The organism is Alistipes finegoldii DSM 17242, from assembly GCF_000265365.1.
GTDB lineage: Bacteria > Bacteroidota > Bacteroidia > Bacteroidales > Rikenellaceae > Alistipes > Alistipes finegoldii.
Genome location: NC_018011.1, coordinates 689,768 through 702,485 on the forward strand (window position 1 = coordinate 689,768; position 12,718 = coordinate 702,485).

7 protein-coding genes are annotated in these 12,718 nt (G+C 61.6%); all 7 read left to right on the forward strand.

Annotated elements, in window-relative coordinates:
• Positions 1 to 23: 23 nt before the first annotated feature.
• Complete coding sequence (locus ALFI_RS03025; protein ID WP_014774714.1) at positions 24 to 1,025, forward strand: FecR family protein; 1,002 nt, start codon at positions 24 to 26, stop codon at positions 1,023 to 1,025.
• Positions 1,026 to 1,176: 151 nt separating this feature from the next.
• A complete protein-coding gene (locus ALFI_RS03030) occupies positions 1,177 to 4,575 on the forward strand; it encodes a SusC/RagA family TonB-linked outer membrane protein (protein WP_014774715.1) in 3,399 nt (1,132 codons plus the stop codon).
• Between the two features lie 18 nt (positions 4,576 to 4,593).
• Complete coding sequence (locus ALFI_RS03035; protein ID WP_014774716.1) at positions 4,594 to 6,090, forward strand: RagB/SusD family nutrient uptake outer membrane protein; 1,497 nt, start codon at positions 4,594 to 4,596, stop codon at positions 6,088 to 6,090.
• Between the two features lie 10 nt (positions 6,091 to 6,100).
• Complete coding sequence (locus tag ALFI_RS03040) at positions 6,101 to 8,539, forward strand: BACON domain-containing protein (RefSeq protein ID WP_014774717.1); 2,439 nt, start codon at positions 6,101 to 6,103, stop codon at positions 8,537 to 8,539.
• A gap of 19 nt (positions 8,540 to 8,558) precedes the next feature.
• Entirely contained in the window at positions 8,559 to 10,874 is a 2,316-nt protein-coding gene (locus ALFI_RS03045) for a hypothetical protein (RefSeq protein ID WP_014774718.1), read from the forward strand.
• Positions 10,875 to 10,904: 30 nt separating this feature from the next.
• Entirely contained in the window at positions 10,905 to 11,813 is a 909-nt protein-coding gene (locus ALFI_RS03050) for an endonuclease/exonuclease/phosphatase family protein (protein WP_009597866.1), read from the forward strand.
• 55 nt (positions 11,814 to 11,868) lie between these two features.
• Positions 11,869 to 12,717 (forward strand): endonuclease/exonuclease/phosphatase family protein, encoded by an 849-nt coding sequence (locus ALFI_RS03055; RefSeq protein WP_014774719.1) that lies wholly within the window; start codon positions 11,869 to 11,871, stop codon positions 12,715 to 12,717.
• The last annotated feature ends 1 nt before the right edge of the window (position 12,718 follow it).

The following is a 12,718-nucleotide window of genomic DNA, read 5'->3' on the forward strand; positions in this document are numbered from 1 at the left end:
ATCCCGGATAAAGACCGCATACGATGGAGAGACGACAAATAAGAGAGCTCATCGGCAGATTCCTGCACAACGACGTCCCCGGCGAACTCCAGACGCAATTCCGCCGCTGGATGCTCCAGCCCGGCGACGGCGACGAAAAAGAAGCCGCGCTGCGCGAGGAGTGGACCGCCGTCGTGGAAAGCCCTGCGGCGGCCGACCGCAGTGAAGAGCTGCAGCGGCTCCGTCACACCATCCGCATGCGTGAAGCGCAGCAGCGGCGCAGCCGCATTTTCCGCCGCATACGCTACGCCGCGGCCGCAGCCGCCGTGCTGCTGTTTGCCGTCGGCGAATATTACTACGTACGCTCGGCGTCGGCCGTTCCGGCCGAAATCCGCCTGCTGACGGCGCGCGGGAGCAAAGGCGAATTCCAGCTGCCCGACGGCACGAAGGTATGGCTCAACGCATCGAGCCGCCTGACCTATCCCGAAACATTCGACCGCAGGGAACGCCGCGTGACGCTCGAAGGCGAAGCCTATTTCGAAGTGGCGCGCAACACGTCGCACCCCTTCGTCGTCGATATGAACCGCATGGAGATCGAAGTGCTCGGCACCACGTTCGACGCCCGCTACGAGCGCACCAGCGGCATCGCCGAAACGACGCTCAACAGCGGCTCTATCTGCGTCCGCACGTCGCGCTCCCGGCAGGCCGTGCGGCTCCGGCCCGACGAACGGCTGGTCTTCAACGAGACCACCGGAAGCATGATCATCGAACAGGTGAACGCCTCGAACTACAACAGCTGGATACAGCCCACCCTGACCTTCTTCGACATGACGCTCGAAGACATCATCACCAACCTCGAACGCTGGTTCAACGTTCCGATCGGCACCGACGCCTCGGTGGACCGCACCATCTGTCTGTCGTTCCACGTACGCCACGAATCGCTCGAAGAGACCCTGCAGGTCATCTCGCTCATCACGGGACTGCAATACACGCTCGACGGCGAGTCGGCCACGTTCCACACCGCACGAACCACCAGATCAAGATAACCTGAAAAAACCGAAAAGCCTATGGGAATTCCTCCTCCGTGATCCACGAAAAAAAGCGGATGCTGCAACATCCGCTCCGACTTAAAACCCCGACGTGCTTCGTAATGTAACCGAATTACGAAATGACAGAACCTTAAATCGTTACAAAATTATGAAAAAATCCGGAAAATCCGGCGGAAAAGGGATTATTCCACTTCCGCCCGGAAGATTCTTTTTGCTGACGCTGTTATTCACGCTGCTGGCCGCAGCCAGCGTCCGGGCCCAGAACCCGCCCGTGAGCATCAACGCAAAGGCAATCACAATCAACGAATTATTCACCCGCATCGAGAAACAGGGCGTCTATACCTTCGCCTACAACAATGCCGACATCGACCTCAAGCGCGTCGTGACCGTGCACGCCAAGGAACGTCCCATCGAATCCATCGTCCGCGAATGCCTGCCCGAAGTCAACGTGCAGGTTTCCAACAACAAGGTGATCCTGACGGCCCGCCGCAGCGACCAGAGTTCGATGCCAATGCACAAGCTGACGGGCACCGTGACCGACGAAAACGGCGCGCCGGTGACGGGCGCCACGGTGATCGTCGTCGGCACGCAGCGCGGCACGACCACCTCGGCGACGGGCGCCTATACGCTGCAGGTCCGCAACGGCGAAATCCTCGAATTCCAGTATCTCGGCTATGAAAAGCAGGCCGTCTCGGTCGGCGGGCAGACCACGCTCGACGTCACGCTCCAGCCTTCGAAGGCGATGGCCGTGGACGAAGTGGTCGTCATCGGCTACGGAACGGTGAAGAAGGGCGACGCCACGGGTTCGGTGGCCAACATCAAAATCTCCGACGTAAAGGACCTCCCGGTGCTGTCCGTCGACCAAGCGCTGCAGGGCCGCGTCGCCGGCGCCGACATCATGTCCACCACGGGCGAACCGGGCGCCACGACTTCGATCCGCATCCGCGGTACGCGCTCGATTTCGGCCTCGAACGAGCCGCTGATCGTGGTGGACGGCGTGATGGACGCCGTCAGCGACCTCAACGACCTGAACATGGCCGACATCGAATCGGTCACGATCCTCAAGGACGCCTCCTCGACGGCGATCTACGGATCACGCGGCTCCAACGGCGTAATCATCGTGACCACCAAGGGGGGGGGTAACCAGACCAACACCAAACCTTCGATCACGCTCAAGGCCGACATCGGATTCTCGCAGCTGCCCCGCAAGCTCGACGTGATGAACGCCACGGAATTCGCACTCTACCGCAACGACTTCGCCTACTTCAGCACCCAGAGCGGCTACGAGGACATCGGCGAGGGCACGCCCCAGTCGAAATATCCCTTCAAAGACCCCTTCTCGCTGGGCAAAGGCACCGACTGGATCGACGAAATCACCCGCACGGCGCCCTACCAGAACTATTCGCTCTCGATTTCGGGCCGCTCGAAAAAGAGCAGCTACTACGCCTCGCTGGGTTACAACGATTCGCAGGGTATCATCGACAACAGCGGTCTGCAGCGCATCACGGGGCGTCTGAATCTCGACCACCAGCTGTTCAAATGGCTGAAGGTCGGCTACCGCGGCAGCTACACATGGCGCGACAACGCCCAGAACCTCGCCGAAATCGGCGGCACGGCCTACTACCGCGCAGCCATGTATCTTTCGCCCCACATCGACCCGCAGGAGAACTACAACCCGCTTTGGGGCAACGGCCAGCGTATCAATACGCCGCGTGCGACGATCGACCAGAACACCTACTCCATCGAGCGGACCTCGCTCAACCACACGGCCTATCTCGAAGTGGCGCTGGCCAAAGGCCTGAAGCTGCGCAGCCAGAACTCCTACTATTCGTTCCAGCGCCACACCTACCGCTACTATCCGGGATCGCTTCCCGCCAAGAACGAGGGTGAAGGCGGTCAGGCCTACCGCGCCGAATTCCACGAATTCAGCCTTTCGAGCGAAAACACCCTCAGCTACAAGCTCGAAACCAAAAGCGGCCACAACATCGACGCGCTGGCCGGTTTCACCGCCTACCGCTACAAGAGCGACAACTTCACGCTGAGCGGACAGGGCTACATGGACGACGACGTGCTGTGGAACAACATGAACGCCGTGACCGACAAGGAGACCTATTCGGCCGCCACGGGCCTGACCAAGCGGACGAAAATGTCGCTGCTGGCCCGCTTCAACTACAACTACAAACAGCGCTACTACCTCACCGTAACGGGGCGTTACGACGGTTCGTCGAACTTCGCCGCCAACAACAAGTGGGGCTTCTTCCCCTCGGTGGCCCTCAAATGGAACGCCGCCAAGGAGAATTTCCTGAAGGACGTACGCTGGATCGACGAGCTGTCGCTCCGCCTGAGCGCCGGACGCACGGGTAACGACGCCATCTCGGCCTACCGTTCGCTGGCGGCCATGTCCAGCACCACGAGCGGCTATCTGTTCGACGGCATGCAGCCGGGCGCCTACTACCGCAGCCGTCTGGCCAGCCCCAACCTGACGTGGGAGAAGACCGACCTCTACAACGCGGCGCTCGATCTGGCGTTCTTCAACAACCGCCTGATGATTACGGCCGAAGGCTATATCTCCAAGACGCGCGACCTGCTGCTCACGGTGCAGACCGCTTCGGCGACGGGCTACACCAGCCGTTACGCCAACATCGGCAAAACCTCGAACAAAGGCGTCGAGCTGAGCATCGAGAGCCGCAATATCGTCCGTCCCAAATTCTCGTGGACGACCAACCTCACCATCGCCCACAACAAACAGAACGTGGACGACATCGGCAGCGAGGATTTCGTCACGGCGCTCTCGTCGCCCGGCAACAACCCCTACATGATGTACGGTTACGTCAAAGGCTACCCGCTCAACGCGCTTTGGGGATTCAAGTACGGCGGCACGTGGAAGAGCGTCGAGGAGTTCGAGCGCAACAGCGTGACGAACACCTACGTTTCGGCGCTGGCGATCAACAGCGACGCCGCGTCGCGCAAGGCCTCGCTGGGCATGCCCCGCTACTACGACATCAACAACGACGGCTCGCTCAACAACGACGACCTCGTCTATCAGGGCAATGCCGACCCCGACCTGTACGGCGGTCTGCAGAACAACTTCCGCTTCGGCAGGCTCAACGTCGGCATCTACTTCACCTATTCGCTCGGCGGCAAGATCTACAACTACTCGGAGCTTTACATGGCCGGCAGTTCGATGTCGAACCAGTACCGCTACATGCTCGAAGCGTGGCATCCCGTGCGCAACCCGCAGTCGAACCTGCCGCGCGCCGGTGCGGTGGACGCGCACGTGCCGAGCGACCTGATGATCTACGACGCATCGTACATCCGCCTGAAAAACATCACGGTGGGTTACACGTTCGACCTGAGCAAGCGTTCGAAGTTCATCCGCGACATCACGCTGAACCTGAGCGCCGAAAACCTCCACATCTGGAAAAAGTACAACGGCTTCGACCCCGACGTCTCGACCGACAGCAGCGATTCGGCGCTGCGGCGCGTCGATCTGGGCGCATACCCCAAGCCGCGCACCATCGTGTTCAGCATCCAGCTGCGTTATTAACCGTAATCCGAGAACATTATGAAAACAAAATACATCTTGCTGATTCTCACGGCGTGGCTCACGGCGTCGTGCTCACTGCAGGAGGACACCGAAGGGTTCTCGACCCCCGGCGACTTCTATAAGACCAAGACCCAGTGTCAGTCGGCGGTGAACTCGTGTTATATACCCCTGAAAAATCTCTACACCTACAAAATGATGATCGCCACCGAAGGCGTCACCGACCTGATGTATATCGCATCGGGAACGCAGGACGCGCAGCTCGACATCTCGCCGTCGCAGCCCCGCTTCGGCGCCGACATGTGGACCTACGGCTACCGCGGCGTCATGTACTGCAACATGGCCGTGACGGGCATCGAGAATTCGACGATCGACGAAAAGGACCGCCACAGCCTCGTGGCCGAAGCCAAGGTGCTGCGCGCGTTCTACTACTACCTGCTGACGAGCTTCTTCGGCGACGTGCCCTTCTACACGGACGACGTCTCCGACCACGAAGTGCTCGACCGCGTGGCCAAACTGCCGCGCATGTCGGCCGAGGCGACCCGCACCGCGCTGATCGAGGACCTCGAATCGTGTCTGGGCGCACTGCCCCTCATCCGCACGAGCGAGGCTGCGGGCAACCGCGCCGGAGCCGCCATGGGCCACATGCTCATCGCCAAACTCGCCATGTGGAACAAGGATTACGACAAGGCGCTCGAAGCCATCGCCGTGCTGGAACAGATCTACGGCGACGACCTCTCGGTCTACCCGGTTTCGGACATTCCGTTCCGGATGAAGAACACGCCCGAATCGATCTTCGAGGTGCAGCACACCTATACCGCCGGCGGCCTGATCTACACCTCCAACGTCGCCAGCATATGCATGCCCTATCCGCGCAACAGCGACAACGTCTACTCGAACGTGGTGATCGAGGAGCTGGGCGACGCCGCCACGACATGGTCGCCGCTGCGCCCCAACAGCTTCTTCTACGGCAACCTCATGCCCGAAGGCGGCGAAGACCTGCGGCGCGACATGCAGATAATCACCGAGTGGAACGGCGTGAAGTTCACTTCGGGCGACGCGATCGTCACCCGGCCGTTCATGGGTCCCAAATTCTGGTGCCCCGACCTTCAGGCCGCCTACGACTCGAACAACTACAAGGTCTTCCGCTATGCCGACGCCGTGCTGATGGCCGCCGAATGCTACTGCGCCCTGCTCGACAAGGACAAGGCCATGGAGTACCTCAACAAGGTCAAACGCCGCGCGGGCATCGCCGAATACACGCGGTTCCGCACCTATCCGCTGCTGCTCAACGAGATCCAGAACGAACGCGGCCGCGAGCTGCTGGGCGAATTCCAGCGCAAGTTCGACATGGTGCGCTGGGGCATCTGGTACGAACGCACGGCGGCGCTTTCGGACTATGCGAAGGTCAAGACCTCGATCCAGCCCTGCCACGAATACTACCCCATCCCCGACACGGAGGTGATCTATTCGGGCGGCGCTTTGGACAACAACGAATACAAGAAGTACGGATTCTAAATCAACCGACATGAAACCGAAAAACAAAATATATCCCCTGCTGCGCATGCTGGCCGTCGCGCTGACCGCCGCACTGCTCGGTCCGGGCTGTCAGAAGGACTTCAAATGGAACGAGCCGCTGGCCGTCACCCAAAACGGACTCAACCTCACCTCCGCGGCCGGTTCGACGCGCGTCACGGTCTACTCCACGGGGCGCTGGAAAGCCGAAATGGCCGAAGGCGCATGGGGCGAAGTGAGCGAGGTGTCGGGCAACGGCATCGGCGACTTCCTCTTTACGTACGAAGCCAACAACGGCGTATCGCGCCGCGCGCGCATCCTCGTCAGCGGCGAGGGCGAAGAGCAGGAGATCGTCCTCACGCAGGCCGGCGCGGTCACCGAACCGACGCTGGCGCTCGCCGAAACCGAATTCGAGTTCGTGCGTCTGCCGCGCGAACGCGTCCAGATCGGCGTTACGACCAACATGACGCAGGCGCTCGAATGTATCCTCATCACGGCAACCGACGTCACCGACGCGGAGAATCCCGCCGAAGCCGGCTGGCTGAAGGAGATCCGGCTCGAAAAAGACGCCGAGGAGAACATCGTGCTGGTCTTCGGAATCGACCGCAACGACGGCAGCAGCGACCGCAAGGCGGCGATCCGGCTCGAAATCCCCGATGCCGACGGCAAGATCCTCGCCCAAGCCGAAGCCTCCGTCGTCCAGACCACCGACAATGCGACGGTCGTTTTCAAGGACGAAGAGACGACCGTATCCGTTCCGGGCGACCAGCACAACCGCAGCGCACTGCTGACGGCCAACTTCGACGTCGATCCGGCGCACTTCTCCTTCGACATCGCGTACGACCCCGCAGGCACGCAGTGGATCACGGACGTGACCTTCAGCGAATCGGCCGTATCGTTCATCGTTGCCGAGAACACGGGCGACCAGCCCCGTTCGGCCAGTCTGAAGATCACCTACAAGGACACCGACGTGGAGTGCAGCTCGACGCTCCGGCTGACGCAGGAGGTCAAGCAGCTCTCGATCGCCGACCTGCGCGCCATGATCCCCGGAGCGGAAGGCGAAGTGGAGCTGACGGGCGAGAAGATGCTCTCGGCCGTAGTCATCAGCGACGCCGGCAACTACAACATGGAGACCAACCCCAACCTGACGGACACCTCGATCGACTTCTCGGTCAACGAGAAGACCGCCTACATCGAGAGCCTCGACGGTCAGTACGGCCTGCGCATCGTCACCAAACTTCCGGCCGACAACATCCTGAAACGCTACAGCTCGGTACAGCTCTCGATCAATGGGCTGAAGCTGGTCAAGGAGTCGAACCCCGAACGCTATACGCTCACGGGTTTCACCAAAGAACATGTCCTCAACCAGAACGCCGGAACGGCCGCCGACCTCCCGAAGAAGGAGAAGCACATTTCGGAGCTTACCGATGCCGACATCTACACCTATGTGACGCTCAAGGAGTGCGAATTCATGCTCAACGGCGGCGCCTACATCAATGTTCACGACGGCTACTGCTACAAGACCGACCTCAACACGCAGGGCGTGCTTGATCCGCGCTTCGACTGCGCCGTCCGCGGCGTGATCGACAGCCGCGGCGAGAAGATCAACATGGTGCTCAACACGCAGGTGCGCTGGCGCCGCAAGGGCGACGGCGTTCCGGCCGGCTCCGGCCCCATAAGCGGCATCATCGTCCACACCAAACTGCCGCGCTACGGCGTGAAGGGCGACGTGGGCACCTACCAGATCCGCCCGGTCGAGGAGGCCGACATCGCCTTCTCGCGCGAAGAAAGCACCCGCAACTACTCGACGCTCGTACGCTGGGCATGGCCCGGCATGACCACCAACGCCGGCATCAAGCAGCACGCGGACGGCAGCATTGTTCCCTATCTGGGCGAAGGCCGCATGTTCTCGTCGGTGAGCAACAAACTCAACACGTCGGCATCGGTGGCAGGCGTCTCCTGCACGCTCGACTACAACAATCTGGTCTATGCCAAGGGCATCAGCGCTCCGGCCGTGCGTTACAACGGTATCTGGTGGAACTCGTCGCGCAACGAGGGCGAATGGGTGGCCTTCAACTTCTCGACCGAGGGCGTCAGCGGCTCGTGCATGAAGATGATCCTCTCGGCCGCACTGGGCAACCTGAGCGCCGCCACGATCGTCGCTCCGCTCTACTGGGACGTCTCCTACTCGCTCGACGGCAGCACCTTCACCCGGTTCGACACCGTACCCATCCGCACGCTCGTCTATTGGGCCGGCCCGCAGTGGTACGTTCCGGGGCTTTACGAAGTTGACTTCGACCTGCCGTCGGCCTGCTTCGGACAGAAGGACGTCACCATCCGGCTGCAGGCCGCCAGCAAGGTGTGCGGCAGCACCACGGGCGAGGACAACGGCACGACGACGAAGACCTACGTCTATTTCCGCTTCGGCGACGTTTCGGTCAAATATTTCTAACCACGTAAAAAACGCAATCATGAAATACGCAAAGAGATACATGGCAAAGATCGGCTCGGCGGGCATCCTGCTCACGGCGCTGGCCGCGACGGCCTGCATGGACCACGGCGACGATATTCCGCTGATCGAGCTGGGTGCGGTCGAGAATTCGTTCACCGTCAACGCCACGGCGGGCCACGTCGACATACAGGTCTACTCCAACCAGCCGGCCGTGCTGTCGTTCCTCGACGACGGGGCCTCGTGGGCCGACCTGAGCGACACGCGCCTGCCGCTCGACGGAAAATTCTACATCGACTACGCCGACAACACGGGCTTTCCGCGCATGACGCGCGTACTGATACAGAGCGCCGACGCAGTACGGTCCGACACGGTCGTACTGCGCCAGCGGGGCGCCCGTATCCCCGCAATGGCGTTCGAGGGCGGCACCTCGACCAACGTACCGGGCAGTTCGGGCGGCAAGGCGTCCGTACGGTTCGGCACCAACATCGCCCCCGACGAGCTGACCTTCACCACGCAGTACGACGCCGGGGAGGAACCAGCCGAAGAGTGGCTTTCGGAAATCGCGCTCCAACCCGCCGGGGAGGAGGAATACACGTTCAATTTCGACTACGCCGGCAACGACACGGACGAACTCCGCACGGCTACGGTCACCGTCTCCTACGTCAACGGCTGGGAAGAGACCGAACAGCTGACGCTCAACGTCATCCAGCGCACGAAGAACGACATGCTGGGACACGACATTTCGTTCGCCGAACTGCGCGAGAAAGCGCTCACGGTCTCGAAAGTCGATGAGTACTGGCTGCTGGAAGGCTACGTTGTCAGCGACCGGGATTCGAAGAACGCCGGCAACAACCCGATGCCGACCGACATGAGCGTCGATTACAGCGGATGCGAGAAGACCGTCTACCTCGAATCGCCCGACGGCCGTTACGGCTTCTGCGTCGAAACGGCCACTCCGGAGGACAACGCCTTCACCCGTTACGACAAGGTGAAAATCCTGCTCAAAGACGCCGAGCTGGTCTTCGAACCCGATCCGGACCGCTACATGATCAAAGGCATCCGCTCGTCGATGATCGTCGAGCGCGTGACGGGCAACGACGCCTCGGTGCTTCCGGTCAAGCAGAAATACATCTCGGAGCTGACCGACGAAGACATCTACACCTTCGTGACGCTCCGCGACTGCGAATTCGCCGTCCGCAAGGGCTCGCTCACCCCCGTGCACGAGGGCTACACGCTGGCCGACGCGCAGGGACGTCTCAACATGTACCCGCGGCTGATACGCGACAACAAGGGCAGCCTGATTCACCTGCTGACCAACACCACTTGCCCCTACCGCCGCAACGGCACCCGCCTGCCCTACGGTTCCGGCGAACTGGCGGGCGTGATCGTCCACGAGCGTTTCCCGCAGTACGAGTACGTCGATACGGCGGACGATCTGGCCAACGGCATCATCGGCTCCTACCAGATCCGCCACATGTCCTTCGCCGACATCCGCTTCGCCGAAGACCGCTCGCAGAGCTTCTCGGAGACGCTGACCGAATACAGTTACGTCAAGGGCAAGGCCGCGGCCGCCGACGGCTACGCCTACTGGTATCCGACGTGGGGCACCAACGGACGCTTCACGCAGACCGCCTCCAAGTCAGCATACCCCAACGGCGTCTACAATGCGGCCTGCTGGCACTACTTGGGCTGGTGCGGCACGGCGCGCGGCACGGCTCCGTTCCGCAGCCACATCGGCAACGACGGCTATTCGGGTTTCGGCGTCATCCTCGAAGACGGCACCAATTACGCCGTGAAAAGCACGGCAGTCAATACCGACGGCAAAGGCACCGACCAAGCCAACTGGCTGGCGTGGGTGACGACCTACTGGTGGAACGCTTCGACCGACCGGCCCTATGCGTGGGTCGTGGAGTTCTCGACCGCCGGGATTTCGTCCGACCGGGTATCGCTGATCATGAGCGTGCAGAGCGGCCGCGCGACACTCAACGCAGGTCCCTACTTCTGGAAAGTGCAGTGGTCCGCAACGGGCGATTACGAGAGCGACGAGGGGTGGTTCGACGTCGAAGCGGCGCAGACCGCGCCCGACGGCAGCGCCTACACCTTCACGCAGCCCGACTTCCCGGTATTCGCCACGCAGCGCAGCTGGCAGCTCCCGGCCTATAAACAGGTCGAAATCCCGCTGCCCGCCGAGATCATGGGCCGCGAAAAGGTCTGGCTCCGCATCCAGCCCGCCAGCCGGCTCTCGTCGGGACTCGGTTTCCTCGACGGCACGATCCCGATGGGCTACAACGCCGCCGGAGCGATGGACTACTTGGCCGTACGCTACAACAGATAACCCGAACTCCAAGATCTAAAAACCAAAACAATGAAACGATTCCTATTTTCGATAGCTCTGTTATTCACCGCTTTGGCCGGATGCTCCAACCACGAAGGCGAATCCACAGCCCCCAAAAGCGAACTCAACGTCATGAGCTACAACATCCGCTACGCCAATGCGAGCGACAAGGGCGACGCGGCGTGGGACGCCCGCAAGGAGGCTTCCGTCGCGATGATCCGCGACGTCAAGCCCGACGTGATCGGCATGCAGGAGCCTCGCTTCTCGCAGGCGCAGTATCTGATCGGCGAATTGACCGAGTACGAGCACTACTATCTGGCCCCCGATGACAAGGACTCGCAGCACCGCAATGCGGTCTGGTGGCGCAAAGACCGCTTCGAGATGCTCGCCCAAGGGTATTTCTTCCTCAACGAAAAGGACATCACCCAGCCGATCAAGGGCTGGGGGCACAACCAGTTCCGCACGGCGTTGTGGGTCAAACTGCGCGAGCGCAGCACCGGCAAGGAGTTTTTCTTCTTCAACACCCACCTCGCGCACCGCGCGTCGCCCGTCGAGGGCGGCGATATCGATCAGGTGGCGCGCACCGAGTCGGTGAAACTCATCGTCGAACAGATGAAGCAGATCGCGGGACGCTACGCTCCGATCTTCGTCACCGGCGACATGAACGCCTCCTACGCCGCGGGCGACGGCCGCCGCACCTGCCTCGACGGCTTCTTCGAATTCATGTGGTCGGCGCGCGAAACGGCGCCCGACGGCGAAGCCGACGACGTTTACAGCTACAACAACTTCGGCGAAGGCACTCCGCGCTTTACGTGGAACATCGACCACATCTTCTACCGCAAGGTGACGCCCGTCCGGTTCCGCACCATCAACAACGACGGCTACGGCGTTCCCTACATCTCGGACCACTTCCCGATTCTCTTCACGTCGGAATTCTGATGAACACTGCATGCGGGGCGGCTCCGGCCGTCCCGCACGCATAAAATCCCGCAACATGAAAAAACTGCTGTTTACGCTTCTGTTCTGCGCCGCGGCTGCCGCCGCAGCGGGCAGCGAACCCGCGGAGCTGAAACTGCTCTCCTACAACATCCGCTACATCGGCGCGCCGGGCGACGAAGGCGACTTCGCGTGGGACGCCCGCAAGGAGGCTTCGATCCGCATGATCCGCGACGTGCGGCCGGATGTCATCGGCTTTCAGGAACCCCGCCGCCAACAGGTCGCCTACCTCGTCGAACAGCTGCCCGAATACGGCCACATCGAAATGGGACGCGACTTCGGCGCCAAGGACGATCCCGGCGAGCATCTGATGATCATGTATCTCAGGGAGCGATACGAACTCCTCGACCACGGCCACTACTGGCTGAGCGAAACGCCGGACGAAGTGTCGCAGGGCTGGGACGGCCGCTGCCGCCGCGTGACGGTGTGGGCGCGCCTGCGCGACCGCGCCACGGGGCGCGAATTCTGCCTTTTCGATACGCACCTCGACCACATCGGCAAAACGGCCCGGCTCGAAGGCGCCCGGCTCAACGTCGAACGGATGCGAAGCATCGCCGGCAAACGCACGCCGCAGTTCATCGTCGGCGACATGAACGCCACGGCGGGCACGCCGGGCGGCGTATGTCTCGAACCCTATTTCAAATGGCTGAAATCGGCCTGCGAAGAGGCTCCCCTGACCGATCCCCGGCCGACCTATCACGGCTTCGGCAAGGCCAAACCGCTCCACATCGACCACATCTTCTACCGCTGCGCCGAACCGCTGCGCTACCAGCTGCTCGACAGCACGGGATACGGCGTGCAGTACCTCTCGGACCACTACCCGATCGTCTGCACGTTCCGCTTCTGAC